At 71.1% G+C, this 24,984-nt stretch carries 26 protein-coding genes; 17 read left to right on the forward strand and 9 right to left on the reverse strand.

The window, feature by feature from the left end:
• Window position 1 precedes the first annotated feature (1 nt).
• The 12 genes from murD to ACN27E_RS02645 all read left to right on the forward strand — a co-directional run bounded on the left by murD (window position 2) and on the right by ACN27E_RS02645 (window position 11,940).
• Entirely contained in the window at window positions 2-1,480 is a 1,479-nt protein-coding gene (murD, locus tag ACN27E_RS02590) for a UDP-N-acetylmuramoyl-L-alanine--D-glutamate ligase (RefSeq protein ID WP_422746460.1), read from the forward strand.
• A 6-nt stretch (window positions 1,481-1,486) separates the two neighbouring features.
• A complete protein-coding gene (gene ftsW, locus ACN27E_RS02595) occupies window positions 1,487-3,019 on the forward strand; it encodes a putative lipid II flippase FtsW (protein WP_422746461.1) in 1,533 nt (510 codons plus the stop codon).
• Window positions 3,016-4,167, forward strand: a complete 1,152-nt coding sequence (murG, locus tag ACN27E_RS02600; RefSeq protein WP_422746462.1) for an undecaprenyldiphospho-muramoylpentapeptide beta-N-acetylglucosaminyltransferase — start codon at window positions 3,016-3,018, stop codon at window positions 4,165-4,167. The genes ftsW and murG overlap by 4 nt, the downstream gene beginning before the upstream one ends.
• A gap of 38 nt (window positions 4,168-4,205) precedes the next feature.
• On the forward strand, window positions 4,206-5,615 hold the full coding sequence (gene murC, locus ACN27E_RS02605; protein ID WP_422749551.1) for a UDP-N-acetylmuramate--L-alanine ligase: 1,410 nt from the start codon (window positions 4,206-4,208) through the stop codon (window positions 5,613-5,615).
• A complete protein-coding gene (locus ACN27E_RS02610; protein ID WP_422746463.1) occupies window positions 5,612-6,562 on the forward strand; it encodes an FtsQ-type POTRA domain-containing protein in 951 nt (316 codons plus the stop codon). Before murC ends, ACN27E_RS02610 begins: the two co-directional genes overlap by 4 nt.
• Window positions 6,563-6,758: 196 nt before the next feature.
• The gene (gene ftsZ / locus ACN27E_RS02615) at window positions 6,759-7,934 is read left to right on the forward strand and encodes a cell division protein FtsZ (protein WP_422746464.1); all 1,176 of its coding nucleotides are present in this window, start codon (window positions 6,759-6,761) and stop codon (window positions 7,932-7,934) included.
• 32 nt (window positions 7,935-7,966) lie between these two features.
• On the forward strand, window positions 7,967-8,689 hold the full coding sequence (pgeF, locus tag ACN27E_RS02620) for a peptidoglycan editing factor PgeF (RefSeq protein ID WP_422746465.1): 723 nt from the start codon (window positions 7,967-7,969) through the stop codon (window positions 8,687-8,689).
• The gene (locus ACN27E_RS02625; protein WP_422746466.1) at window positions 8,686-9,444 is read left to right on the forward strand and encodes a YggS family pyridoxal phosphate-dependent enzyme; all 759 of its coding nucleotides are present in this window, start codon (window positions 8,686-8,688) and stop codon (window positions 9,442-9,444) included. Before pgeF ends, ACN27E_RS02625 begins: the two co-directional genes overlap by 4 nt.
• A 63-nt stretch (window positions 9,445-9,507) precedes the next feature.
• Window positions 9,508-10,158 (forward strand): cell division protein SepF, encoded by a 651-nt coding sequence (locus ACN27E_RS02630; RefSeq protein WP_422746467.1) that lies wholly within the window; start codon window positions 9,508-9,510, stop codon window positions 10,156-10,158.
• 98 nt (window positions 10,159-10,256) lie between these two features.
• Window positions 10,257-10,547 carry a YggT family protein gene (locus ACN27E_RS02635; protein WP_059087277.1) on the forward strand — a complete coding sequence of 97 codons (291 nt, stop codon included), beginning with the start codon at window positions 10,257-10,259 and terminating at the stop codon, window positions 10,545-10,547.
• Window positions 10,548-10,708: 161 nt separating this feature from the next.
• Window positions 10,709-11,530, forward strand: coding sequence for a DivIVA domain-containing protein (locus tag ACN27E_RS02640; protein ID WP_422746468.1), 822 nt, complete (start codon window positions 10,709-10,711; stop codon window positions 11,528-11,530).
• A 17-nt stretch (window positions 11,531-11,547) separates the two neighbouring features.
• Complete coding sequence (locus ACN27E_RS02645) at window positions 11,548-11,940, forward strand: hypothetical protein (RefSeq protein ID WP_422746469.1); 393 nt, start codon at window positions 11,548-11,550, stop codon at window positions 11,938-11,940.
• On the opposite strand, the gene map is transcribed toward ACN27E_RS02645, so the two are convergent.
• Window positions 11,937-12,698, reverse strand: a complete 762-nt coding sequence (map, locus tag ACN27E_RS02650) for a type I methionyl aminopeptidase (RefSeq protein ID WP_422746470.1) — start codon at window positions 12,696-12,698, stop codon at window positions 11,937-11,939. The genes ACN27E_RS02645 and map overlap by 4 nt on opposite strands.
• Window positions 12,699-12,773: 75 nt before the next feature.
• Here map and ACN27E_RS02655 point away from each other — a divergent pair, with 75 nt between their 5' ends.
• Entirely contained in the window at window positions 12,774-13,043 is a 270-nt protein-coding gene (locus ACN27E_RS02655) for a helix-turn-helix domain-containing protein (protein ID WP_422746471.1), read from the forward strand.
• On the opposite strand, the gene ACN27E_RS02660 is transcribed toward ACN27E_RS02655, so the two are convergent.
• Complete coding sequence (locus ACN27E_RS02660) at window positions 13,040-13,699, reverse strand: phosphoribosyltransferase (RefSeq protein ID WP_422746472.1); 660 nt, start codon at window positions 13,697-13,699, stop codon at window positions 13,040-13,042. The two genes, ACN27E_RS02655 and ACN27E_RS02660, sit on opposite strands and share 4 nt — an antisense overlap.
• 50 nt (window positions 13,700-13,749) lie before the next feature.
• Here ACN27E_RS02660 and ACN27E_RS02665 point away from each other — a divergent pair, with 50 nt between their 5' ends.
• The gene (locus ACN27E_RS02665; protein ID WP_422746473.1) at window positions 13,750-15,108 is read left to right on the forward strand and encodes a TIGR01777 family oxidoreductase; all 1,359 of its coding nucleotides are present in this window, start codon (window positions 13,750-13,752) and stop codon (window positions 15,106-15,108) included.
• Here the strand turns inward: ACN27E_RS02665 and ACN27E_RS02670 are convergent.
• On the reverse strand, window positions 15,078-15,809 hold the full coding sequence (locus ACN27E_RS02670) for a type 1 glutamine amidotransferase (RefSeq protein WP_422749553.1): 732 nt from the start codon (window positions 15,807-15,809) through the stop codon (window positions 15,078-15,080). The two genes, ACN27E_RS02665 and ACN27E_RS02670, sit on opposite strands and share 31 nt — an antisense overlap.
• A 77-nt stretch (window positions 15,810-15,886) precedes the next feature.
• On the opposite strand from ACN27E_RS02670, the gene ACN27E_RS02675 reads away from it, so the two are divergent.
• On the forward strand, window positions 15,887-17,431 hold the full coding sequence (locus ACN27E_RS02675; RefSeq protein ID WP_422746474.1) for a phospholipase D family protein: 1,545 nt from the start codon (window positions 15,887-15,889) through the stop codon (window positions 17,429-17,431).
• Between the two features lie 60 nt (window positions 17,432-17,491).
• On the opposite strand, the gene ACN27E_RS02680 is transcribed toward ACN27E_RS02675, so the two are convergent.
• The 6 genes from ACN27E_RS02680 to ACN27E_RS02705 form a co-directional block, all read right to left on the reverse strand.
• Window positions 17,492-18,505: a hypothetical protein gene (locus ACN27E_RS02680; RefSeq protein WP_422746475.1), complete on the reverse strand. Its 1,014-nt coding sequence runs from the start codon at window positions 18,503-18,505 to the stop codon at window positions 17,492-17,494.
• Window positions 18,506-18,534: 29 nt separating this feature from the next.
• Complete coding sequence (locus tag ACN27E_RS02685; protein WP_422746476.1) at window positions 18,535-19,551, reverse strand: NAD(P)/FAD-dependent oxidoreductase; 1,017 nt, start codon at window positions 19,549-19,551, stop codon at window positions 18,535-18,537.
• Entirely contained in the window at window positions 19,548-20,057 is a 510-nt protein-coding gene (locus tag ACN27E_RS02690) for an isoprenylcysteine carboxyl methyltransferase family protein (protein WP_422746477.1), read from the reverse strand. Before ACN27E_RS02690 ends, ACN27E_RS02685 begins: the two co-directional genes overlap by 4 nt.
• Window positions 20,058-20,060: 3 nt before the next feature.
• The gene (locus ACN27E_RS02695) at window positions 20,061-21,113 is read right to left on the reverse strand and encodes a type III polyketide synthase (RefSeq protein ID WP_422746478.1); all 1,053 of its coding nucleotides are present in this window, start codon (window positions 21,111-21,113) and stop codon (window positions 20,061-20,063) included.
• The gene (locus ACN27E_RS02700) at window positions 21,110-23,290 is read right to left on the reverse strand and encodes an MMPL family transporter (RefSeq protein WP_422746479.1); all 2,181 of its coding nucleotides are present in this window, start codon (window positions 23,288-23,290) and stop codon (window positions 21,110-21,112) included. Before ACN27E_RS02700 ends, ACN27E_RS02695 begins: the two co-directional genes overlap by 4 nt.
• 124 nt (window positions 23,291-23,414) lie before the next feature.
• Window positions 23,415-23,978 carry a TetR family transcriptional regulator gene (locus tag ACN27E_RS02705; RefSeq protein ID WP_422746480.1) on the reverse strand — a complete coding sequence of 188 codons (564 nt, stop codon included), beginning with the start codon at window positions 23,976-23,978 and terminating at the stop codon, window positions 23,415-23,417.
• A 70-nt stretch (window positions 23,979-24,048) separates the two neighbouring features.
• Between ACN27E_RS02705 and ACN27E_RS02710 the strand changes: the two genes are divergently transcribed.
• Window positions 24,049-24,504: an NINE protein gene (locus ACN27E_RS02710; protein ID WP_422746481.1), complete on the forward strand. Its 456-nt coding sequence runs from the start codon at window positions 24,049-24,051 to the stop codon at window positions 24,502-24,504.
• The gene (locus ACN27E_RS02715) at window positions 24,494-24,907 is read left to right on the forward strand and encodes a DUF2752 domain-containing protein (protein ID WP_422746482.1); all 414 of its coding nucleotides are present in this window, start codon (window positions 24,494-24,496) and stop codon (window positions 24,905-24,907) included. Before ACN27E_RS02710 ends, ACN27E_RS02715 begins: the two co-directional genes overlap by 11 nt.
• The last annotated feature ends 77 nt before the right edge of the window (window positions 24,908-24,984 follow it).

Consider the following 24,984-nt stretch of genomic DNA (forward strand, 5'->3'; position numbering starts at 1 on the left):
GGTGGACCGCGCGGTGGTCGATCCGCTCACACCCGGCGCCCGTGTGCTGATCACCGGCGCCGGCCTCACCGGCCGCTCGGTCAGCGCGGTCCTGGAGCCGACCGGCGTGCGGATGACGATCTGCGACGACGATCCGCTGGCGCTGCAGCGCCTGGTCACCCCGGCGCGGGTGGTCGGCACCGCCGAGGCCGTCGCGGCCATCGCCGATTACGCGCTGGTGGTCACCAGCCCGGGCTTTCCGCCGACCGCACCGGTCCTGGCCGCGGCCGCCGAGGCCGGGGTTGCGGTGTGGGGTGACGTCGAACTGGCCTGGCGGCTGGACCGCGCCGGCTGGTTCGGCCCGCCGCGACGCTGGCTGGTGGTGACCGGAACCAACGGCAAGACCACCACCACCTCGATGCTGCACGCGATGCTCTTGGCCGCCGGCCGGCGCGCGGTGCTGTGCGGCAATATCGGCAATCCGGTCCTCGACATGCTCGGCGAGCCGGCCGACGTGCTCGCCGTCGAACTGTCGAGTTTTCAGCTGCACTGGGCTCCGTCGGTGCGGCCCGACGCCGGCGTGGTGCTCAACGTCGCCGAGGATCACCTCGACTGGCACGGCTCGATGGCGGCCTACGCGGCCGACAAGGCCAGGGTCCTCGACGGCCGGGTGGCCGTGGTCGGCCTGGACGATCCGATCGCGGCGGGCCTGCTCGAGGGTGCCGCCGCCCAGCTCCATGCCGGCTTCCGGCTGGGCGAACCCGGACCCGGGGAGCTCGGCGTGCGTGATGGCAGGCTCGTCGACCGGGCGTTCTCGGGTACCCGCACGGGTGCGGGGGTGGAGCTGGCCCAGACCGCCGACATCCCGGTGGCAGGTCCGGTCGGGGTGCTCGACGCACTGGCCGCCGCGGCGCTGGCCCGCGCCGACGGGGTGCCGCCCGAGGCGGTCTCCGCGGCGTTGCGCTCGTTCCGGGTGGGCCCGCACCGCGCCCAGGTGGTGGAGGTCATCGACGGCGTCACCTATGTCGACGACTCCAAGGCCACCAATCCGCACGCCGCCCAGGCCTCGATCGCGGCGTATCCGCGGGTGGTGTGGATCGCCGGCGGGATGCTCAAGGGGGCCTCGGTCGACGGCCTGCTGGCCGCGGTGGCCGACCGGCTGGCCGGAGTGGTGCTGATCGGCCGCGACCGCGCCGTGGTGGCGCAGGCGTTATCGCGACACGCCCCGGATGTCCCCGTCGTCGAGGTCGTGACGGGGGAGGATTCTGGGGTGCATGGGGCAAATGGGTCGGATGTGACACGTGTGACTCGCGTGACGGGTACGACGGGGGAATCGGTGCCCGGCGCCGTCATGGCCGCGGTGGTCGAGGCCGCCCGCGGTCTGGCCGGGCCCGGTGACACGGTATTGCTGGCGCCGGCGGGTGCGTCGTTCGACCAGTTCAGCGGATACGGGGCCCGCGGGGACGCGTTCGCCGCCGCCGTGCGCGCCGGCACCCGATAGCCGGCCGTGGCGACCATCCTGTCGCGGCTGCGGCGGCAGAAACCCGAGGACAGCGAGGCGGGTCAGGGCGCGGAGGGCGGCGCGGCATCCCCGGTCGCCCCGGCATCCCGATTCGGGACCTGGCTCGGCCGGCCGATGACGTCGTTCCACCTGATCATCGCGGTGGCGGCGCTGCTGATCACCCTCGGCCTGACGATGGTGCTGTCCGCCTCCGGGGTCTACTCCTACGACTCCGACGGCTCGCCCTGGGCGGTGTTCGCCAAACAGGTGCTGTGGACCGCCGTCGGTCTGATCGCCTTCTACGTCGCCCTGCGGATGCCTGTCGCGCTCATGCGCCGGCTGGCCTTCCCTGGGTTCGCCTTCACGATCGTGCTGTTGATCCTGGTGTTGATCCCCGGCATCGGCAAGGTGGCCAACGGGTCGCGGGGCTGGTTCGTCGTCGCCGGGTTCTCGATGCAGCCCTCGGAGCTGGCCAAGATCGCCTTCGCCGTTTGGGGCGCCCATCTGCTCGCCGCACGCCGGATGGAGCGCGCCTCCCTGCGGGAGATGCTCATTCCGCTGGTGCCCGCGGCCGTCATCGCGCTGGCCTTGATCGTGGCCCAACCCGACCTGGGGCAGACCGTCTCGCTCGGCATCATCCTGCTGGCGCTGCTCTGGTACGCGGGTCTGCCGCTGCGGGTGTTCCTCAGTTCGCTGCTCGCGGTCATGGTGTCGGCGGCCGTGCTGGCCATGGCCGAGGGCTACCGGTCGGCGCGCGTGCAGTCCTGGCTGGACCCCAGCGCCGACGCCCAGGGCTCCGGATACCAGGCCAGGCAGGCGAAGTTCGCGCTGGCCAACGGCGGCATCTTCGGCGACGGCCTGGGCCAGGGCACCGCGAAATGGAGCTATCTGCCCAACGCCCACAACGACTTCATCTTCGCGATCATCGGCGAGGAACTCGGCTTCGTCGGTGCCGCCGGCCTGCTCGGCCTGTTCGGGTTGTTCGCCTACACCGGGATGCGCATCGCCCGCCGCTCGGCCGATCCGTTCCTGCGGCTGCTGACGGCGACCGCCACCACCTGGGTGCTCGGCCAGGTGTTCATCAACGTGGGGTACGTGGTGGGTCTGCTGCCGGTGACCGGTCTGCAGCTGCCGCTGATCTCGGCCGGCGGCACGTCGACGGCGACGACGATGCTGATGCTGGGCATCATCACCAACGCCGCGCGCCACGAACCCGACGCGGTCGCGGCTCTACGCGCCGGACGCGACGACCGGGTGACCCGGCTGTTGCGACTGCCGCTGCCCGAACCGTACGTCCCCACGCCCCTCGAGCGGGCGCGGGACCGGCTGCGTTCGCGTCCGGGCAAGCCGGCGCCCAAACCCCGTAAGCCGGCGCGGCAGGAGTCCCGACGCAAACCCCCCGCGGCTGATCGCCGGGCGCGCGGCGCAAGGCATCATGTAGGCGTTCAGCGGTCCGCGGCTGCCCACACCGGCAGGCGGACCGGTCAACGCCAGCAGGGCCGGCGGCCTCGCACCACGGAAGGTCAGCGTTACGGGTGAACGCAAGCGTGTCGGGGCAGCAGCCCAACGACGGGGAGCTGTCGGTCGTGCTCGCCGGCGGGGGCACCGCGGGGCACGTCGAACCGGCGATGGCGGTGGCCGACGCGCTGCGGTTCCTGCAGCCCGGTGTGCGCATCACCGCGCTGGGCACCCAGCGCGGGCTGGAGACCCGGCTGGTTCCCGCGCGCGGGTATGACCTCGAGCTGATCACCCCGGTGCCGCTGCCGCGCAAACCCTCGGGCGATCTGCTGCGCCTGCCGCTGCGGGTACGCCGGGCCATCGGCGAGACCCGCGGCATCCTCGACGCCGTGCACGCCGACGTCGTCGTCGGATTCGGGGGCTATGTGGCGCTCCCGGCCTACCTGGCCGCGCGGCGCCACCGCGTCCCGGTGGTCGTGCACGAAGCCAACGCCAGCGCCGGGTTGGCCAACAAGGTCGGCGCCCGGTCGGCGCGCCGGGTGCTCGCCGCGGTGGCCGATCCCGGGCTGGGTGCGGTGGAGGTGGTCGGCACACCGGTGCGCGCCGCGATCACCGATCTGGACCGGGCCGCGCTGCGTTCGCAGGCCCGGGCGCACTTCGGGTTCAGCGACGACGCGCTGGTGCTGTTGGTCTTCGGCGGCTCCCAGGGCGCCCAGTCACTCAACCGTGCGGTGTCGGGCGCGGCGGCGGACATCGCCGCCGCGGGGGTGTCGGTGCTGCACGCCTACGGCGCGAAGAACACCCTGGACCTGCCGGAGCCGCGGCCGGCCGATCCGCCCTACGTGGCGGTGCCCTATCTCGACCGGATGGATCTGGCGTATTCCGCAGCCGATCTGGCCATCTGCCGGTCCGGGGCGATGACGGTGGCCGAGGTCACCGCCGTCGGACTGCCGGCGGTGTATGTGCCGCTGCCGATCGGCAACGGCGAGCAGCGGCTCAACGCCCTGCCGGTGGTCGAGGCCGGTGGCGGACTGCTGGTCGATGACGGCGACCTCACCCCCCGATTGGTGGCCGAGACGGTGGTGCCGCTGATCACCGACGTGGGCCGGCTGCAGACGATGACCGCGAGCGCCGCATTGTCCGGACACCGTGACGCCGCGCTGCAGGTCGCACACGTCGCCCTGCAGGTGGCGCGCGAGGCTGGCGCGGACCGGAAGCGGGCCCGGTGAAACCGCCGTCGCTGCCGGAGGAACTGCACCGGGTGCACATGGTCGGCATCGGGGGAGCGGGTATGTCCGGCATCGCCCGGATCCTGCTCGACCGCGGTGCGTCGGTATCCGGGTCGGATGCCAAGGAATCGCGGACGGTGGTGGCGCTGCGGGCCCGGGGCGCAGCGGTGCGCATCGGACACGACGAGTCCGCGCTGGATCTGCTGCCCGGCGGCCCGACGGCGGTGGTGACCACCCATGCGGCCATCCCGAAGACCAACCCCGAACTGGTCGAAGCCCGCCGGCGGGGTGTCCCGGTGATCCTGCGGCCGGTGGTGCTGGCCAAGCTGATGGCCGGGCACACCACGGTGATGGTGACCGGCACCCACGGCAAGACCACCACCACCTCGATGGTGATCGTCGCGCTGCAGCACGCCGGTTTCGACCCGTCGTTCGCGGTCGGCGGTGAGCTGGGGGAGGCGGGCACCAACGCCCACCACGGCAGCGGCGGATGCTTCGTGGCCGAGGCGGACGAGAGCGACGGCTCGCTGCTGGAATACACCCCCGATATCGCGGTGGTGACCAACATCGAGGCCGACCATCTGGATTTCTTCGGCAGCGAGGACGCCTACGTGGCGGTCTTCGACGCATTCGTCGAGCGGCTGGCGCCCGGCGGTGCACTGGTGGTGTGCACCGACGATCCGGGAGCGGCCGCGCTGGCCGACCGCAGCGAGGCCCTGGGCGTGCGGGTGCTGCGCTACGGCAGCCGCGGTGACGATCTGGCGGGCGCCCTGATCGGGTGGGAGCAGGTCGGCACCGGCGCGGTTGCCGAGATCCGGCTCGCCGGTGAGTCCGCGTCACGGGTCATGCGGCTGTCGGTGCCGGGCCGGCACATGGCGCTCAACGCGCTCGGCGCCCTGCTGGCCGCCCGGCTGGCCGGTGCGGACACCGAGACCGTGCTCGACGGGCTGGCCGGTTTCGACGGGGTGCGTCGGCGCTTCGAGCTGGTGGGGACGGCCGCCGGGGTGCGGGTCTTCGACGATTACGCCCACCATCCGACCGAGGTGGCGGCGACGCTGTCGGCCCTGCGCGCGGTGGCCGAACAGGGTGGCGACGGTCGGGCCGTCGTGGTCTTCCAGCCCCACCTCTATTCGCGCACCGAGACGTTCGCCCGGGAGTTCGGTGTCGCGCTGTCCGCCGCGGACGTGGTGTTCGTCTTGGACGTCTACGCCGCCCGCGAGCAGCCGATCGCCGGGGTCAGCGGGGCGAGTATCGCCGAGCACGTCGAGGCATCGGTGACCTATCTGCCGGACTTCTCGGCGGTCCCGGGCCGCGTGGCCGACGCGGTCCGACCCGGTGACGTGATCGTCACGATGGGCGCCGGGGACGTCACGATGCTCGGTCCGGAGATCGTCACCGCGCTGCAGATCCGCGCCAACCGCGGTGGGCCGGGGGCCGGCGGCCGATGAGCGAGCCGACCCCCGAGCAGCAGCGCCCGGAGGCGGCCCCGGACCCGGACCCCGTCCCGGAGCCGGCATCCGAACCGCCGCCCGACGAAGCCGCGGTGTCGCCGGCCGCCGAAGAGGACTTCGAGGGTCCGCGGCGGCGGGCCCGCCGCGAGCGTGAGGCGCGCCGCGCCGCCCGCCAGGGCGCCGAGAATCGCGCCCGGGCCATCGAGCACAGCCGGCAGGAGGCCAAGCGGCGCGTGGACGCGGTGCCGCTCGCGGAGCCGAAACGGTTGGGCCGCACCGCGGTGGGCGGTCTCAAGGCGCTGCTGTGGTCGGCGTTGCTCTCGGTGCTCGCGGTGGCGCTGGGGCTGCTGCTCTACTTCACGCCGATCATGTCCGCGCGGGACATCGTCGTGGTGGGTATCGGCGCGGTGACCCGAGAGGAGGTGCTCGACGCGGCGGCCGTCGCACCGGGCACCCCGCTGTTGCAGATCGACACCGACTCGGTTGCCGAGCGGGTCGCGACGATCCGGCGGGTGGCCAGTGCGCGGGTGCAGCGTGAATATCCCTCGACGTTGCGGATCACCATCGTCGAGCGGGTGCCGGTGGTGGTCAAGGACTATCCCGACGGACCGCATCTGTTCGACCGCGACGGAGTGGATTTCGCGACCGGGCCGCCGCCGGGCGTGCTGCCGTATCTCGAGACCGCGAACCCCTCACCGAGCGATCCGGCGACGCAGGCGGCGCTGGAGGTCATGCTCGCGCTGCCGCCGGACGTCGCCGGTCAGGTGGCGCGGATCGCGGCACCGTCGGTGGCCTCCATCACACTCACCCTGATCGACGGGCGCACGGTGGTCTGGGGGACCAACGACCGCACCGAGGAGAAGGCACTCAAGCTGGCGGCGCTGCTGACCCAGCCGGGCCGGACCTACGACGTGTCGAGCCCGGATCTGCCCACGGTGAAGTAGCCCGGGCCATTGAGAACCCGCAGAACGCGCAGAAATCGGTCGGCGCGTCGGCGCGCCTTCGTGGTTCCTCCGGGTCGTCGTCCTACGGTTCTGGTTGCGCGGATCAACTTGACATAACACTAAGCCTCAGGTTGAGGTTGAGAGTTTGCCGAAGCGGGTAGCGCTCAAGAACAAGTAACTCAGGAAGGGCGACCGGATGACCCCCCCGCACAACTACCTCGCAGTCATCAAGGTGGTCGGCATCGGCGGCGGCGGCGTCAATGCCGTCAACCGCATGATCGAGCAGGGCCTCAAGGGCGTGGAGTTCATCGCCATCAACACCGACGCCCAGGCGCTGTTGATGAGCGATGCCGACGTCAAGCTCGACGTCGGCCGCGACTCCACCCGGGGCCTCGGCGCCGGCGCCGATCCGGAGGTGGGCCGCAAGGCCGCCGAGGATGCCAAGGACGACATCGAGGAGCTGCTGCGCGGCGCCGACATGGTGTTCGTCACCGCCGGTGAGGGCGGCGGCACCGGCACCGGCGGTGCGCCGGTGGTGGCCTCGATCGCCCGCAAGCTCGGCGCCCTGACCGTCGGCGTGGTGACCCGGCCGTTCTCCTTCGAGGGCAAACGCCGCAGCAACCAGGCCGAGAACGGCATCCAGTCGCTGCGCGAGAGTTGCGACACCCTCATCGTCATCCCCAACGACCGCCTGCTGCAGATGGGCGATGCCGCGGTGTCGCTGATGGACGCGTTCCGCAGCGCGGACGAGGTGCTGCTCAACGGCGTGCAGGGCATCACCGACCTGATCACCACCCCGGGCCTGATCAACGTCGACTTCGCCGACGTCAAGGGTGTGATGAGCGGTGCGGGCACCGCCCTGATGGGCATCGGATCGGCCCGCGGGGACGGTCGCGCCCTCAAGGCGGCCGAGATCGCCATCAACTCACCGCTGCTGGAGGCCTCGATGGAAGGCGCCCAGGGGGTGCTGCTGTCGGTGGCCGGCGGCAGTGATCTGGGCCTGTTCGAGATCAACGAGGCGGCCTCGCTGGTGCAGGACTCGGCCCATCCGGACGCCAACATCATCTTCGGCACCGTCATCGACGATTCACTCGGCGACGAGGTGCGCGTCACCGTCATCGCCGCCGGCTTCGACTCCGCGGGCCCGAGTCGCCAGCCGGTGGTCGGCGCCGCGACGCCGAGCGCCACCGCGCCGGCCGCCGGCCAGCCCATCGCCCCGGCCCGGGCCGGCAAGGTGTCGTCGTCGCTGTTCGAGCCGCAGGAGGCCGTCAGCGTCCCGGTGCACACCAACGGTTCGACGGTGAACTTCGGCGGCGACGACGGCGGCATCTCCGATGACGACGTCGACGTGCCGCCCTTCATGCGCCACTGAACGCCGCCAACGGCGGGGGAGATACTGGCACCGTGACCGTTCGCATCCGGCGCGTGACCACGACTCGCGCCGGCGGTGTCTCCAAGCCGCCGTTCGACACCTTCAATCTCGGCGACCACGTCGGCGACGACCCGAAGGCGGTGGCCGCCAACCGCCGACGGCTCGGCCAGGCCACCGGCCTCGGTGACCGGCTGGTGTGGATGAACCAGATCCACAGCGACCGGGTGGTCACCGTCGGCGAGGACCAGGCCCGCGGGGGTCCGGTCGACGCCGCCGACGGGTTGGTGACCACCGCTCGCGGTCTCGGGCTCGCGGTGGTCACCGCCGACTGCGTCCCGGTGCTGCTGGCCGATGCGCGCGCCGGGGTGGTCGGCGCGGTGCACGCCGGACGGGTGGGTGCGCAGCACGGCATCGTGATGCGCGCCGTCGAGGCGATGCGGGTGGCGGGGGCGCGCACCGAGGACATCTCGGTGCTGCTGGGTCCCGCGGTGTCCGGGCGGAACTACGAGGTGCCCGAGGAGATGGCCGCCGAGGTGGAGGCCGCGCTGCCCGGCAGCCGGACCAGCACCGCGCGCGGGACCGCAGGCCTGGATCTGCGCGCCGGGATCGCCCGTCAGCTCACAGGTATCGGTATCACCGCCGTCGACATCGATCCACGCTGCACGGTGGCCGATCGCACCCTGTTCAGCCACCGGGAAGCCCAGCGGGCCGGTACCCGCACCGGCCGCCTGGCGTCACTGGTGTGGATGGAATGAGCGCCGACCCGGCGGCCCGCCGCGCCGAACTCGCCGCTGCGCTGACCGAGGTGCGGGCCCGCCTCGATCGGGCCGCGACCGCGGCCGGCCGGGATCCGGCCGAGATCACCCTGCTCCCGGTCACGAAGTTCTTCCCGGCCACCGATGTGGTGGCGCTCTATGAGCTCGGGTGCCGCGACTTCGGCGAATCGCGGGAACAGGAGGCGTCGGCCAAGATCGCCGACGTCGGCGCGGCGGTCTCCGGGCCGACGGCGGAGCCGATTCGCTGGCACATGATCGGGCGCATCCAGCGCAACAAGGCCAAGGCGGTCAGCCGGTGGGCGTACGCCGCTCACTCGGTGGACAGCGCCAAGGTGATCGCCGCGCTGGACCGCGGGGCGTCCGCTGCCCTGGAGGACGGCGTCCGTACGGCGCCGCTGCGGATCTATCTGCAGCTCAGCCTGGACGGGGACACCGAGCGCGGCGGCGTCGACGTCGATGCATCCGGCCTGCTCGACGACCTGTGTGGCGCCGTCGAGGCAGCGCCGGCCCTGGACTTCGTCGGCTTCATGGCGATCCCGCCGCTGGGTGCGGAGCCGGCTGCGGCGTTCGCGCGTTTGCGGGACGAACGTGATCGGGTACAGCCCTGTTACACGCAGCGGCTCGAGCTGTCCGCCGGGATGTCCGGTGACCTCGAGGCGGCGGTGCAACACGGCTCGACGTGTGTGCGTGTCGGAACCGCGCTTATGGGTCAACGTCCTCTAGCGTCACCCTGAGTAGTCACTCCAGTCACATCTTCATCACAGACACCACAGCTGGACATCGAGAAGGGTCGCCCGATGAGCACACTGCATAAGGTCAAGGCGTACTTCGGTATGGCGCCGATGGATGACTACGACGACGAGTACTACGAGGACGACGACCGCGGCGCCGCCCGCGGCTATGCCCGCCGCCCGCGCGAGGAGCGCTTCGACGACGAGGGTTACGGCCGCGACTACGATCGGCCCTCGGCCCGGGAGTACGACCCCAAATACGATGAGGCGCCGGCGTTCCGGGGCGGCTACGACGAACCCCGCTTCGAGCCTCGGATGCGCGGCCCGCGCGAGTTCGACCGGCCCGCACCGCGGCTGGGTGCCCTGCGCGGCTCGACCCGCGGCGCGCTGGCGATGGACCCGCGCCGGATGGCGATGTTGTTCGAAGAGGGCAGCCCGATGTCGAAGATCACCACGCTGCGACCCAAGGACTACAGCGAGGCCCGCACCATCGGCGAGCGGTTCCGCGACGGCACCCCGGTGATCATGGATCTGGTGTCGATGGACAACGCCGACGCCAAGCGGCTGGTGGACTTCGCCGCAGGATTGGCCTTCGCGCTGCGGGGCTCCTTCGACAAGGTGGCCACCAAGGTGTTCCTGCTCTCGCCGGCCGATGTCGACGTCACCGCCGAGGAGCGTCGCCGGATCGCCGAGGCCGGCTTCTACACCTACCAGTGACCGCCCCGCCCCGTCCGGCCGTCCAGGTAGGCTGACAGCCGCCGGGCTCCGCCGGCGTCGCATGTCATACATCTGCCGGTAGTGAGGTCGAGCTTCAGTTGGCGCTGTTCTTCGAAATCCTTGGTTTCGCGCTGTTCGTCTTCTGGTTGCTGCTGATCGCGCGGGTGGTCGTGGAGTTCATCCGCTCGTTCAGCCGCGACTGGCATCCGCGCGGTTTCACCGTGGTGGTCCTCGAGGTCATCATGACCCTCACCGACCCGCCGGTGAAGCTGCTGCGCAGGCTGATTCCGCAGCTCACCATCGGTGCCGTGCGTTTCGATCTGTCCATCATGGTGCTGCTGCTGGTGGCCTTCATCGGCATGCAGCTGGCCTTCGGCGCGGCGGCCTGATCAACTCACCGCCAGGTCACAGGATGATTGAAATTCATCCTTAACTTTGACCCTCGACTGCGACCTCAGGGTCTGGTGTGACAGGATGGGCGCCAGTTGCGTTCCGAGCAGGCTTTACACTTTGAGATCGGTCGACGGTCCAGACTCCAAGGGGGCAGACAATGCCGCTCACTCCAGCCGACGTGCACAACGTCGCGTTCAGCAAGCCGCCCATCGGCAAGCGGGGCTATAACGAGGACGAGGTCGACGCCTTCCTCGATCTGGTCGAGAACGAGCTGTCGCGTCTCATCGAGGAGAACGCCGACCTGCGCCAGCGGGTCGCCGAGCTGGACCAGGAGCTGAGCTCGGACCGTTCGGGTGGCGCCGGCTCGCAGGCCACGCAGTCCGCTCCGCAGTACGAGCCGGAGCCGACGCCCGCACCCGCGCCGGTGTACGAGGCTCCGCCTCCCGCTCCCGCCCCCGCGCCCACGGCGCAGCAGAACGAGGACTCCGCGTTGCGGGCCGCGAAGGTGCTGAGCCTGGCCCAGGAGACGGCCGACCGGCTGACCAGCACGGCGCAGGCCGAGTCGGACAAGCTGCTCGCCGACGCCCGCGCCCAGGCCGACGCCATGGTCAACGAGGCCCGGCAGACCGCCGAGACCACCGTCACCGAAGCCCGCCAGCGTGCCGACGCGCTGCTGGCCGACGCGCAGAACCGCTCGGAAACCCAGCTGCGCCAGGCCCAGGAGAAGGCCGACGCGCTACAGGCGGATGCGGAGCGCAAGCACTCCGAGATCATGGGCACCATCAATCAGCAGCGCACGGTGCTCGAGGGTCGCCTCGAGCAGCTGCGTACCTTCGAGCGCGAATACCGCACCCGGCTCAAGACGTACCTGGAGTCTCAGCTCGAAGAGCTCGGACAGCGCGGCTCGGCAGCACCGGTGGATTCCAGCGCCAACAACGACGGCGGCGGCTTCAACCAGTTCAGCCGGGGCAACAACTGACGCGGCAGCACTGATCGATGCTGATCATCGCGCTCGTCCTGGCCGTCATCGGCCTGGCGGCGCTGGTGACCGCCGTGGTCACCAGCAACGAGCTGATCGCGTGGGTGTGTATCGGTGCCAGCCTCGTCGGGGTGGTTCTGCTGATCGTCGACGCGGTCCGCGAGCGCTCCGGCCGGGACGGCGCCGAATCCACCCCCGGCGGTGACCCCGCCGACCCCGAGCAGTTCGACGCCGATTACCCCGAGGACGCCGAACCCGAGCCGGTGTCCGAAACCGAGACTGAATCCGAAACCGATTCGGCGACAGTCGATTCAGGGTCGGTGGCCGACGCCGATCGCGGTGTCGACGCCGAGGACGACACACGTGCGGTGCCCTTCGACGAACGTCACGAGGACCGCAACCCCTCCTAGCTGGTCAGCACCAATGCCGCACCCTCGGTGACGGCGATGGTGTGCTCGCTGTGGGCGGTCCGCGAACCGTCGGCCGATCGGATGGTCCAGCCGTCGGGATCGTAGACGATTCTGTCGGTACCCCGGGCGAACCACGGTTCGAGCGCCAGGGTGAGCCCGGGCCGCAATCTCAGCCCCCGCCCCGCTTGCCCACGGTTGGCCACATGGGGGTCCTCGTGCATGGTGCGACCGATGCCGTGCCCACCGAACTCGGTGTTGACCGGATAGCCGTATTCGCTTGCCACAGCGCCGATCGCGGCGGAGATGTCACCGAGATGCCCGCCCGGACGGGCGGCGGCGATCCCCGCGTCCAAGGCACGTTCGGTGGCCTCGACGAGTCGCTGATCCTCCGGCCGCGGCGTGCCGACGATGACGGTGCGGGCCGAATCGGCCACCCAACCGTCGATGGACACCGCGATGTCCATACTCAGCACGTCTCCGTCGCGCAGGGTGTAGTCGTGCGGAAGTCCGTGCAGCACCGCATCGTTGACCGACAGGCAGATGACGTTGCGGAACGGCCCGCGCCCGAAGGACGGCGAATAGTCCCAGTAGCACGACACCGCGCCCCGCTGCGAGATCAGTTGGCGGGCACGGCCTTCCAGATGGAGCAGGTTGACCCCGACCTGCGCTCGGGCCCGCAGGTCGTCGAGCAGGCCGGCGATGAAGGCACCGGTGGTGCGCATCGCCGCGATCTCCCGCGGGGTCTTCAATTCCAGCATGTGCGTCGTCCGCCCTTTCATCGCTACCGGTATATAAATACCAGACCGGCCGGGCGGTGACGTATCCTCGACGCCATGGTGCGATCCCCATTGACCCGGCAGCAACTGGCCGCGGGTAAGCGTCTCGGCGCCCGGCTGCGGCAGGCGCGCGGGGAGCGCACCCTCGCCGAGGTGGCCGACGCCGCGTCGATCTCGCCGGAGACCCTGCGCAAGATCGAGACGGGCCGGCTGGTCACCCCCGCGTTCACGACCGTGGCCGCGCTGGCCGCGGTGCTGGACATCCCGCTGGCCGACCTCGCCCACATCTGTCTGACCGACCTGCACCTGCACCAGGCGGCCGGTTAGCACGTCGGGGTGGCCAGCAGCTCGGCGACCTCCTCGTCGCTGACCTGGTGGAAATCGGCGAACACCTGTCCGACCGCCTCGAAGGCGGTGGGCGTGAGCGCACACACCACGGCATCGGCCTCCCCGCCGAGCTCGCGGCACGCCGATTTCGGGCCGACCGGAACCCCGACCACCACCGCGGCCGGGTGCCGCGCCCGCACCGCCCGCACCGCCACCAGCATGCTGGCACCGGTCGCGATGCCGTCGTCGACGAGGACGACGGTGCGCGCCTCGATCGGTGGCGGCGGCCGCTCACCGCGGTAGGCGGCCTCCCGACGTCGCAACTCGACGGTTTCCCGTTCGATCACCCGCCGCACCTGCACCTGGCTGATCTGCAGGTTCGTGATCAACCGCTCGTTGAGCACCACGCCACCGCCGGAGGCGATCGCCCCCATGGCCAACTCGGGCCACTGCGGCGCACCCAGCTTGCGCACCAGGAACGCGTCCAGCGGCGCGCCCAACTCCCGGGCGACCTCCCAGGCCACCGGGACGCCGCCGCGGGCCAGGCCGAGAACCAGCGTGCCGGGGCCGCGGTGGGGCGCCAACTGCTGCGCGAGGACCCGTCCGGCCTCGTGACGATTTTCGAACGTGCGCCGGACGGCCCGGCCCAGGGACATGCTGTGCGGGTACCCGCGAATCCAGTGGTGCACGCGCTGACAGGAGACTCATGGGCATCGAATACGAGAGCATCGTCGACCACCCGCTCGACGAGGTGTTCGCCTGGCACACCCGCCCCGGGGCGATGCGGCGGCTGGTCCCGCCGTGGCAGCCGATGACCGTGGTGGCCGAGACCGCGTCGCTGGCCGACGGCCGTGCGGTGTTGGGCCTGCCGGGCGGCCTGCGCTGGATCGCCCAGCACGACCCGAGCGCCTACGATCCGCCGCGCCGGTTCGTGGACGCACTGTCGGCCGACGGCCTGCGCTCCTGGCCGCCACGCCTCATCGGCTACTGGCGCCACACCCACGATTTCGACGACGCCGGGTCGGGCCGTACCCGCGTGCACGACCGGGTGGACACCACCGTGCCCGGGGCGGCGCTGCGCCCGACGTTCGTCTACCGGCACCGACAGCTCGCCGACGACCTCGCCGCGCACCGCGATGCTGCGCAGGCCGGCTGCGGACCGCTGGTGGTGGCGGTGACCGGCGCCTCCGGCCTGGTCGGGTCGGCGTTGACCGCCCTGCTGACCAGCGGTGGGCACCGGGTGATCCGGTTGGTGCGCGGCCACCCGCAGGGCCCCGATCAGCGCCGGTGGAATCCCGACGACCCCGACCCGGAGCTGCTGGCCGGCACCGACGCGGTCGTGCACCTGGCCGGCGCGTCGATCGCCGGCCGCTTCACCGACGCGCACCGAAAAGCCATCCGGGACAGCCGGATCGGACCGACCCGCCGGCTCGCCGAACTGGCCGCCGCCGGGGGCCCCCGCATCTTCGTCAGCGCGTCGGCGATCGGCTACTACGGCTATGACCGCGCCGACGAGATCCTCACCGAGGACAGCGCACGCGGCGACGGCTTCCTGGCCGACGTGGTCGCCGACTGGGAGGCGGCGACCACTGCGGCCGCCGACGGTGGGCTGCGCGTGGTGACGGTGCGCACCGGGATCGTGCAGTCCTCGGCGGGCGGGACGCTGCGGCTGTTCCGGCCGCTGTTCGCCGCAGGGCTGGGCGGCCGGCTGGGTAGCGGCCGCCAGTGGTTGTCGTGGATCGGACTCGACGACCTGCTCGACGTGTACTACCGCGCGCTGTGGGACGAGCGGATGAGCGGCCCGGTCAACGCCGTCGCCCCCGACCCGGTCCGCAACGCGCAATACACGGCGGCGTTGGCGCGGGTGCTGCACCGTCCGGCGCGGCTACCGGTCCCGTCGCTGGGCCCCCGGGTGTTGCTCGGGGCGCAGGGCGCCCGCGAACTCGCCGAGGCCGACCAGCGGGTACTACCGGCCCGGCTGAGCGCCCTGGGACACCGGTTCCGTCATCGCGAGGTGCAGGCGGCGTTGGCCCATCAGCTCGGGCACGCCGCAGCCGACACGTAGTTCAGGAAGCCACCGACCAGCGCGTGGATCCGGCGCCGGGCGTCGTCCTCCAACTGTGCTGTGCGGGAAAGCAATTCGTCGTGGCGCAGACCGAATCCGAGTACCTCACCGTCGCGGTCGTCGCCCAGCCAACCGGTCAGCAGGCGGTGGTCGAGTTCGGGATGGAACTGCAGACCCAGCGTCCGCCCGAGCACGAAGGCCTGAGTGGCATGCGGTGTGCGGGCGATCTCGACGGCACCGGGAGGCACCGTGAAACGGTCGAAATGCCATTGGAACCAGGGGCCCGGCGGCACCAGGTCGGGCCGGTCGGTGGTGATGTCGTACCAGCCGATCTCGGGATCGGCCGACCGGCTGACGGTCCCGCCGAACGCCTGCGCCAGCAGCTGCCCCCCGAAGCACACCCCGAGCAACGCCACGCCGGCGTCGGCGGCATCGCGCATCATCTGCATCTCCGCGCTCACCCAGGTGGCCAGCAGGGCATCGTCGTAGACCGGCCAGCGCGCCCCGAGCGGCACGATCACGTCGTAATCGGCCGGGTCGGGGAAGGTGACGTCGTGGGCGGGGGCGTCGACGCGTTCGGCGGGGACCACCGTGAATGTCGCGACGTCGAAGCCGAAATCGGCGAACGCCTCGCCGAGCAGCGCTTCGGTCGCGAGGTGTTCGTTGTGCAGGAAGAGAACCGTGGGTGCCACCCGCGCCATTATGGCGCCGGCGGCCGCGCCGTGCCGATCGAGGTGGCGCAACGAGGTACTACGATGCCCTGAACCCAGGGGGTGGTATGGCCGACCGGTCCGAATGGTTCCTCACCGCAGAGGAGCGCGGCAATCCCGCGGCTCGGCTGCCCGCGTACTGCGAGGGCAATTTGGTCGAACCGCTGATCCACGGCGCCACCTACTTCGACGCCCTGGCCACCGAGGTCGAATCGCTCGGACCCGGCGATCAGGTGTTCTTCACCGACTGGCGCGGTGACCCCGACCAGCTGATGCGCGACCGCGGGCCGACCATCGACGAGCTGTTCTCCGCCGCAGCTGCCCGCGGCGTCGTGGTCAAGGGCCTGGTCTGGCGCTCGCACACCGACAAGTTCTCCTACAGCCAGAAGGAGAACGAGCACCTCGGCGCGGCCATCGAACGTGCCGGCGGAGAGGTGCTGCTCGACCAACGGGTCCGCATCGGTGGCTCCCACCACCAGAAACTGGTCGTCATCCGCCGTCCCGGTCAGCCGGAGCGTGACGTCGCCTTCGCCGGCGGCATCGACCTGTGCCATTCCCGGCGCGACGACGCGTCGCACCAGGGTGACCGGCAGGCGGTGCAGATGTCGCAGCGCTACGGCGATCACCCGCCGTGGCACGACGTGCAGCTGCGGATTCAAGGACCGGCCGTCGGTGCGCTGGACGTCACCTTCCGCGAGCGCTGGAACGACCCGGCGTCGCTGGACATGCTCAACCCGTTCGCCTGGCTGCGCGACAAGTTTCGCGGCGCTGACCTCGATCCCGACCCGCTGCCCGAGCAGCCACCCGACCCGCCGCCGTGCGGACCGCACGCGGTGCAGGTGCTGCGCACCTATCCGGACGCGCATTTCGCCTACGATTTCGCCCCGCACGGCGAGCGCAGCGTGGCCCGCGGCTACACCAAGGCGGTGCGGCGGGCCCGCCGCCTGATCTATCTGGAGGACCAGTATCTGTGGTCCGAAGAGGTGGCCGCGCTGTTCGCCACGGCGTTGATCGACAATCCCGATCTGCACCTGATCGCGGTGATCCCGCGGTATCCCGACGTCGACGGCCGCTGGGCGCTTCCCCCGAATCAGATCGGGCGGCGCCTGGCCATCGAGGCGTGCCGGTCGGCCGCCCCGGACCGGGTGCATCTCTTCGACCCGGAGAACCACCAGGGCACACCGGTGTACGTGCACGCGAAAGTGTGTGTGGTCGATGACGAATGGGCCTGTGTCGGCAGTGACAACTTCAACCGCCGGTCGTGGACACACGACAGCGAGCTGTCGTGTGCGGTGCTCGATGACACCGGGGTGTTCGCCCGGGATCTGCGCCTGCGATTGCTGCGTGAGCATCTGGACCGGGCCCCGGACGGCAGTTCGGACGGCGAGTTGAGCGATCCGGCCGGTGCGGTGCGTGAGATCAGCGAAGCCGCAGCGGCACTGGACGCCTGGTACGACGGCGGCCGCCGCGGCCCGCGACCACCGGGTCGGCTGCGAGCGCACCGCACCGAGGAACTCGGCCGGGTGACCCGGCTGTGGGCCGAGCCGGCCTATCGGCTGTTCTACGATCCCGACGGCCGCTCCTACCGCGACCGGCTGCGCGGGCGGTGGTGATACGGGGGTCGGGGTCGTCCGCTCGCACGGCCGTCAAGGGGGAGGACGTGAGCCGGAGCCTCAGCGTCCGACGCCGACTCCCGCACCCGGGTCGGTGCCGGTCGTCACATTCGCCGCCGTCGCCGGCCGGGTCCCCGCCTCGACGCCGGTGCGCCGGGTCGCCACCTCGGCACCCCGCCGCACGGGTTCCTTCCCGGCGGGCACGTCCCTGACGGCCCGGTCCACCGCCGGTCGCTCGATATCGACGAATCCGGTTGTCGGACCCGATGATTGCGGTGCGGTGGTGTCTGATCGGTCGACGGGTTGCACCGTCCGGCGCCGTCCTCCCACGACGGTGTCGAAGCCGGTGTGCGCGACGTCGACGGTGGTGACCGCCACGGGTGAACCCCCGTCGAACACGGTGCGCGCCGGAGCCGGCGCGACGGTCTGCACGGCGGCGACGGCGGTCTCGGCGAGCGGGCTGCCGGAGGCGCCGGCCAGTGTGTTCGCCAGTTCGCCGAGCCGGGTGACCGCGTTGTTGAACTGAAAGGTCACCTCACCGACCGCGATGCGCACCAGTTCGAACGCGGCATCACCGAGCGCCTGCACGATCGCCAGACCATGGCCGGCCAGCAGCAGGCCGGCGGCGGGGAGGTCGCCGTCGGCGAGGTGGCGCAGTGACCCGCTCACCGCGCTCGCCACCAGATCGCCGACTTCGGTTGCGGTGGAGGTGATCACCGCATTGCCGAGGGTGAGATTCTCCTCGAGCTTGGCGAACGCGTCGACCGAGAACGTCTTGAGGATGCTCAGCGCGGCGGTGCCCGTCGGATCGTTCGTGGCGTCGATCAGGGCGGTGAAGCTGCCGTCGAGTGTGCGCACGATGGTGCCGACCACCCCGATCAGCGCCCGGCCGGGAACACCGGCCAGCGCGCCGATCTGCGCCGAGGTCACCGCCAGGCGGACCTCCGACACCGACACCTCGGGGACGCTCACCCCGGGTGCGGGCGGCGGGAGTACCAGCGGGGTGAATGCCACGGCGGTGGCCGCGGTCAGCGAGATACCCGCGGTGAGAAACGAACGAGGGGACAGTTCCATATCGGGTCCTTTCGAGGTACGCGGACGGATCAGGCCGCGAGTTGGTTGACCACACCGGCGAACACCGCGGGCAGGACCCGCGCGGCCGGCACGATGTGTGAGCGCAGCAGCGGCACAGAGCCGGCCCGCACCAGCCCCGCGGTCAGCAGCCGGTGGCGGCGGGTGAAGGCCCGCCATTGGGCGTCGTAGGCGTCGGGGCGCTGTGCGACAACGCATTGCACGAGTAGTTCGGCGGCGCCGAACGCCATCCCGAGCCCCTCCCCGGTGAGCGCGTCGATGTAGCCGGCGGCATCGCCCACCAGCAGCACCCGTCCGGCGGCGCGGCTGCGGGCGTTCTGCCGCAGCGGTCCGGCGGCGCGATCGGCGCCGCGGGGGCGGTCGTGCACCCGCTCGAGCAGGGCGGGGAATGCGGCCAGGTGAGCGTCGAAGCCGCCGCGGCCGGAACTGAGGATGGCGACGCCCACGCAGTCGGCGGCCACCGGCGTCACATAGGCCTCACCGCCGGGTGCCCAGTGCACCTCGACCCGATCGGTCCACGGGGCCATCTGAACGTGGCGGCGGATACCCCACCGGCGCGCAGCGCGGCACGGCACCGACAGGCCCAGTGACCGCCGGATCGGTGAGTGCAACCCGTCGGCGGCTGCCAGATAGCGCGCCCGCAGATCACCGGCCCGTACCGATGTGGCGTCCTGGGACACCGCGCCGATGTCACCGCGCACGATCCGCACCCCGGCCGCGGTGGCCGCCTCCCGCAGCGCGGCGTGCAGAACCGTCCGGCGCACCCCGAGCCCCGCGCCGGAGCGGAACGTCGCGTCGACCCGCCGCGCGCCGTCCAGATAGGCGATTCCGTGCAGCGCCACCCCGGGGGGAGCCACCCCCAAACGGCGCAGATGCGCGATGGTGTGGGGCATCATCCCCTCGCCGCACGCTTTGTCCAGCGTCCCGGCGCGGCGTTCGACGACCAGGACGTCCAGTCCGGCCCTGGCCGCGTGGATCGCCGTCGCCAATCCGGCCGGGCCGCCACCGGCGACCAGCAGGTCGATCATCGCAGCACCGCCAGCGCGTCGTTCTCCACCCGTATCCGGACGAGCAGCAGTGCCGCGTTGAGCGCGGTGAACACCAGTGCGGTGAGCCATGCGCCGTGCATCAGTGGCAGCGCGACGCCTTCGACCGCGACGGCGACATAGTTGGGGTGCGGGATGAGGCGGTACGGGCCTGCGTCGACCCGCGCGGCGCCGGGCACGACGATGACCCGGGTGTTCCACTGACGCCCGAGCGTGGTGATGCACCACCAGCGCAGCGCCTGGGCGGCCACCACCAGCGCCAGCATCGGCCACCCCAGCGCGGGGACGAACGGCCGGTGTAGCAACCCGACCTCGAGCAGGCATCCGGCCAGCAGTCCGGCGTGCAGCACCACCATCGTCGGATAGTGCGCCCGGCCGTACTCGGTGCCACCGCGATCCCGGCTCCACCGTCGGTTGCGTTCGGCGACAACGAGTTCCACGACGCGTTCGACGCCGATCGCGCCGACCAGGAGCGAATACCAGACCATGGGTCAGCGCCACCGCAGCAGGACGAGTTCGGAGCAGAAGCCGGGGCCCATGGCCATCATGAGTCCGGGTGTGTCGGCGGGCGGGTGTTTGGCGATGGTGTCGCGCAGGACATGCAGCACCGAAGCCGAGGACAGGTTGCCGACCTCGGCCAGCGAGCGCCAGGTCAGTTCCAGAGCATCATCGGGCAGACCGAGGGTCGCGGTGATGGCCTCGATGACCTTGGGTCCGCCGGGGTGGCTGACCCAGGTGCCGATGTCGCCGACCGTCATGTCGTGGGTGCGCAGGAATCCGGTGACGTCCTGACCGAGGTGGCGCCGCACCACCGCGGGGACGTCGGGGGAGAGCACCAGACGCAGCCCGCTGGTGTCGACATCCCAGCCCATGGTGCGCAGCGAGTCGGGGTAGAGGTGGCTACGGGAGTCGACGATCTCGGGGCCCTCGGCGTGCTCGGCGCGCCGGTCACCCAATGCGACGACGGCCGCCGCGCCGTCACCGAACAGGCCGCTGCCCACCACCGTGGCCATCGTGGGGTCGGTCTTGGCCACCAGGGAGCACAGTTCGACGGCGACCAGGACGGCGACATGGTCGGGGTGCCCGGCGAGGTGGTCGTGCAGGCGGGCGATGCCGGCGGCGCCGGCCACGCAGCCCAGCCCGAACATCGGCACCCGGCGCACGTCGGGGCGAAGACCGACGCGTGCGGCAATGCGGGCATCCAGCGAGGGCACCGCGATGCCGGTGACGGTGGTGGTGTAGATGACGTCGACCTGCTCGGCGCTGATGCCGGCGTCGTCGAGGGCGCCGGTCAGCGCGGCGACGCCCAGATCGACGGCGTGCTCGAGGAACAGGTCGTTGGCGGCGCCGAAATCGGTGACGGCGGCGTACTGCTCCAGCGGCAGGATCATGTGGCGTGAGTCGACCCGCGCGCTGCGGTGCAGCGTCCGGATCGCCTCGGCGTAGGGACCGTAACCCGGTAGCGCGATCAGCGCTTCGGTCACCTCGGACTGGGTGTAGCGGTACTGCGGGACCTCGCCACGCACCGCGCTGATCACACTCATGACATGCTCTCCTTTTCGAGGGGTTGTTGTTCGATGGCAGGTGGGCTTTCGCGTAGACCGAACCGGTCGTGCAGCCGCGTCGACCATGCGGGTGCCCACCAGTTCCAGCGGCCGAGCAGGTGCATGAAGGCCGGCATCAGCGCCATCCGGACCACCGTGGCGTCGACGATGACGGCGAGGGTCAGGCCCAGGCCGAACATGCGCATGAAGGACACCTCGGCGGCGATGAGCGCCGCGAAGGAGATCGACATGATCACCGCCGCGGCGGTGACGACACGACCGGTGCGGGCGATGCCGAGCGCGACGCTGGTGTCGTTGTCGGCCCCGGCCAACCGGAATTCGCGGATCCGCGAGACCAGGAACACCTCGTAGTCCATCGACAGGCCGAAGGCGATGCAGAACAACAGCACCGGGATGTTGGCCACCAGCGTTCCGGTCGGTGTCGTCCCGAGTCCGCCCAGGTGGCCGTCCTGGAAGATCCAGACCATGGCACCGAACGCCGCTGACAGTGAAAGAAGATTCAGCACAAGGGCTTTCACTGGGATCACCACACTGCCGGTCAGCAGGAACAGCAGCACGACCATGACCGCGCCGATCAGTCCGAGCACCAGCGGCAACCGGGAGGTGATGGCGTCGACACTGTCGCGGTTGGTCTGGGCGGTCCCGGTGAACAGCGCCTCGCGTCCGCCGGGGACGGCCACCGCGTGCAGGGCGTCGAGTTGCGCTTGCGAGCGGTCGGAGAACAGCGGGGCAGTGCTCGACACCGTCAGGAACGCCCCGTCGTGTCGCCGGGTGGCCGGCGAGACCGCCGACACCTCGGCGACGCGGGCCAGTTCGTCGCGGTAGGCCGCGAGATCCGCACCGCTCAGACCCGCGACGTCGGGGAGCACGACGGTGACCGTGGTCGCTGCGTCATGGGCGAACTCGTCGCGTAGTTGATCGCCCACCTGGTGTGCCGAGGTGCCGGCGGGCAGCACCCGGTCGTCCGGGAATCCCCACCGGACCCCGGCGAACGGGGCGCCGAGCAGCAGTAGGAGCGCGACGACGGCCAGTGCGCTCGGCACGGCGCGCCGGATGATCGTCCCCGTCCAGCGGTAGAGGAACTGCCGGTGCACCGGCCGGGTGCCGGTCGTGGTGCGGGGGGCCAGCCGGTGGCCGAGCAGCACGATGGCCGCCGGCGTGATCAGCAACGCGGCCAGGGCGGCAAAGGCGACCGTCGCCACGCCCGCATAGGCGAACGATTTGAGGAAGTGCATCGGGAAGACCACCATCGCGGCCATCGACAGCGCCACGATGGTGGCCGAGAACAGCACGGTGCGGCCGGCGGTGACCATCGTGGTGACCACGGCGTCCGCGGGGCCGGCGCCATCGCCGATCTCGTCGCGATATCTGCTCACCAGCAGCAGTGTGTAATCGATTGCCAGCGCGAGACCCAGTGCGGCACTGAGGTTCAGGGCGAAGATCGACACGTCGGTGAACAGGGTCACCGCGCGCAGCACCGCGAGCGCACCCAGGATCGCGATCGCACCGACCGCCACCGGCACCGCCGCGACGAGCAGTCCGCCGAACACCCACACCAGGACCAGGAAGCTCAGTGGAATGGCCAGCGACTCCATCAGCAGCAGATCTCGTTGCGATTGCTCGGTGATCTGGACGTCGACCATCGCGGGTCCGCCGGCGCGCACGGTGATGCCGTCGCGGTCGCGGGCCACCCGATCGGCCAGCGTTGCGGCGGCATGCTGCGCCTGGGTCTGGTCTCCGGCGATCCCGGCCACGATCAGCCCGGTGCGGCCGTCCTCGCTGACCAGTCCTGCGGCGGCGGGTGCGGTCCACGCGGAGTCGACGGTCACCACATCGGGGGACCGGTCGAGTTCACCGATGATCTCCTCGGCGACGCGGCGGGCGTTGTCGCTGCGGTGGCCGGCCGGGCTGGACACCGAGATCAGCAGTTGTGTCGAACCCTGGCCGAAGCCCTCGGTGAGCAGCGCGGTGGCCCGGGCCGACTCGGCCGAAGGGTCGTCGAATCCACACGCGCACAGGGACTTCGCGACCGGGACGCCGAACAGCGCGGCGGCCGCGGCGATCACCGCGGCCATGATGATCACCCGTCGGGGCGCGGTGAGCGCGAGATCGGCGACCCGATGCAGAACTGAACGGTTCCGGACTGGCTTCGTCATCGGGATCCCCTTCGCGACCAGATGTCAACGACTGATGACTTAGCACGTTATGCCGAGGGCATGGCGATGTCAACAGTTGGTGACTTTTAGGTCGGGCGGGGTTGCCGGCGGGGTCGTGGTGCGGCTATTGCTCGTACGGGCCCAGCAGCAGCTGGTGGATCACCGGGCGGCTCCAGAAGATCAGCTCGTCGTGGCCGAGATCGGCCACCGCCGGATTGGCCAGCACATAGCGCGTGGTGGCCAAGCCGATGACGAAAGCACCCATCAGCCCGGCCCGTTGCGCGGGATGGTCCGGGGTGACGGCGGCCAGTGCGGGCGCCACCTGCGTGGCGAAGACTCGCCGCAGCGTGTCCGCGGCGGTCTCGCTGGTCATCGCCGCCCGCAGCAGCGCCACGAACGTGGTGTCCTGTTCCCACACCGCGAAGAACCGCGACAGCAGTGCGTCGGCGACGTCGGCGGGGTCCAGCGCGCCGAGGTCGGGCAGGTCGATGGTGAACTCGGCGGCCTCGGCGAACAGCTCCTGCTTGCTGCCGAAGTACCGGATGATCAGTGCCGGGTCCACGCCGACGTCCGCGGCGACCGCGCGCATCGTGGTGCCCTGGTATCCGTCGGAGCCGAACCGGCGTCTGGCCGCGGCGAGGATGTCGGCGCGCGTCTGCGGCGCATTGCGCGATCGGGCGGTTCCCACCTGGGCAAGGATAGGTGCTTTCCGGTTTTCCTCCTTATCACCGGGGTGGGGGTCTGGCATGCTGGGCAGCATGACCGACCCTTCGCAGTTCGGTAGCAGCAATCCCGAAGGCACCCCGCCCCCTCCCGCAGCATCGGTGCCACCCGGCCAGGGCTATCCGCCGCCGTATCCGCAGCAAAGTGGCTATCAGCAAAGTGGTTATCCGCAGGGTGGTTATCCGCCGGGGGCCTATCCGCCGCCGTACTACGACCCCTCGGCGCCCTACGGCCGCCACCCGATCACCGGCGAACCCCTCTCGGAGAAGTCCAAACTGATCGCCGGTCTGCTGCAGCTGCTGGGTCTGCTGGGTCTGGTCGGCATCGGCCGCATCTACCTCGGACAGACCGGTCTGGGTATCGCCCAGTTGGTCGTGGGGCTGGTCACCTGCGGCCTGGGCGCCGTGATCTGGGGCATCGTCGACGCGATCCTCATCTTCACCGACAAGGTCCGCGACTCCCAGGGGCTCCCGCTGCGCGATGGCTCCTGAGCCTGCGCGACGCACCACGACGTCGCGCGTCATGGCGGTGGGCCCCGGCGTCCTGTTCGCCGGGGCGCTGGGCTACGTCGCCCTCGCCGACCCGCACCGGCCCGGTTTCATCGCGCCGCCCTGCCCATTCCTTCATCTGACGGGCTGGTTCTGCCCGGGCTGCGGCGGACTACGGATGACCCACGACCTGCTGCACGGCGATCTCGCGGCCGCCGCCACCGACAACGTCTTCCTGCTCGTCGGCCTCCCGCTGCTGGCGCTGTGGGCTCTGCTCCGGCGCCGGCGAGGCGAGACGGTGCTGCCGGCGCCGGCCGTCGTGGTGGTCGTCGCTGCGGTCGTCGCCTGGACTGTCGTGCGTAATCTGCCGGGATTTCCGCTGGTGCCGACACTTCTCACCGGGTAGTTCCGCCAGCTGCGCTGATACACTCGGTTCCTCGGGCCGCCGCAGTCCCACCACCCCAGGATCACGACTGCGGAGGC

The sequence above is a fragment of the Mycobacterium sp. WMMD1722 genome (genome assembly GCF_049315205.1).
In the GTDB taxonomy this organism is placed as follows: Bacteria; Actinomycetota; Actinomycetes; order Mycobacteriales; family Mycobacteriaceae; genus Mycobacterium.

Coding starts and splice junctions, on each gene's coding strand:
- murC (WP_422749551.1), top strand. CDS start 4,206: ATGGTCGGCATCGGGGGAGCGGGTATGTCCGGCATCGCCCGGATCCTG.
- ACN27E_RS02640 (WP_422746468.1), top strand. CDS start 10,709: ATGCCGCTCACTCCAGCCGACGTGCACAACGTCGCGTTCAGCAAGCCG.
- ACN27E_RS02645 (WP_422746469.1), top strand. CDS start 11,548: ATGCTGATCATCGCGCTCGTCCTGGCCGTCATCGGCCTGGCGGCGCTG.
- ACN27E_RS02610 (WP_422746463.1), top strand. CDS start 5,612: ATGAGCGAGCCGACCCCCGAGCAGCAGCGCCCGGAGGCGGCCCCGGAC.
- ACN27E_RS02680 (WP_422746475.1), bottom strand. CDS start 18,505: ATGGAACTGTCCCCTCGTTCGTTTCTCACCGCGGGTATCTCGCTGACC.
- ACN27E_RS02715 (WP_422746482.1), top strand. CDS start 24,494: ATGGCTCCTGAGCCTGCGCGACGCACCACGACGTCGCGCGTCATGGCG.
- ACN27E_RS02690 (WP_422746477.1), bottom strand. CDS start 20,057: ATGGTCTGGTATTCGCTCCTGGTCGGCGCGATCGGCGTCGAACGCGTC.
- ACN27E_RS02665 (WP_422746473.1), top strand. CDS start 13,750: ATGGGCATCGAATACGAGAGCATCGTCGACCACCCGCTCGACGAGGTG.
- ACN27E_RS02685 (WP_422746476.1), bottom strand. CDS start 19,551: ATGATCGACCTGCTGGTCGCCGGTGGCGGCCCGGCCGGATTGGCGACG.
- ACN27E_RS02630 (WP_422746467.1), top strand. CDS start 9,508: ATGAGCACACTGCATAAGGTCAAGGCGTACTTCGGTATGGCGCCGATG.
- ACN27E_RS02660 (WP_422746472.1), bottom strand. CDS start 13,699: ATGTCCCTGGGCCGGGCCGTCCGGCGCACGTTCGAAAATCGTCACGAG.
- ACN27E_RS02625 (WP_422746466.1), top strand. CDS start 8,686: ATGAGCGCCGACCCGGCGGCCCGCCGCGCCGAACTCGCCGCTGCGCTG.
- ACN27E_RS02700 (WP_422746479.1), bottom strand. CDS start 23,290: ATGACGAAGCCAGTCCGGAACCGTTCAGTTCTGCATCGGGTCGCCGAT.
- ACN27E_RS02710 (WP_422746481.1), top strand. CDS start 24,049: ATGACCGACCCTTCGCAGTTCGGTAGCAGCAATCCCGAAGGCACCCCG.
- ACN27E_RS02695 (WP_422746478.1), bottom strand. CDS start 21,113: ATGAGTGTGATCAGCGCGGTGCGTGGCGAGGTCCCGCAGTACCGCTAC.
- ACN27E_RS02655 (WP_422746471.1), top strand. CDS start 12,774: ATGGTGCGATCCCCATTGACCCGGCAGCAACTGGCCGCGGGTAAGCGT.
- ACN27E_RS02670 (WP_422749553.1), bottom strand. CDS start 15,809: ATGGCGCGGGTGGCACCCACGGTTCTCTTCCTGCACAACGAACACCTC.
- map (WP_422746470.1), bottom strand. CDS start 12,698: ATGCTGGAATTGAAGACCCCGCGGGAGATCGCGGCGATGCGCACCACC.
- ftsZ (WP_422746464.1), top strand. CDS start 6,759: ATGACCCCCCCGCACAACTACCTCGCAGTCATCAAGGTGGTCGGCATC.
- ACN27E_RS02675 (WP_422746474.1), top strand. CDS start 15,887: ATGGCCGACCGGTCCGAATGGTTCCTCACCGCAGAGGAGCGCGGCAAT.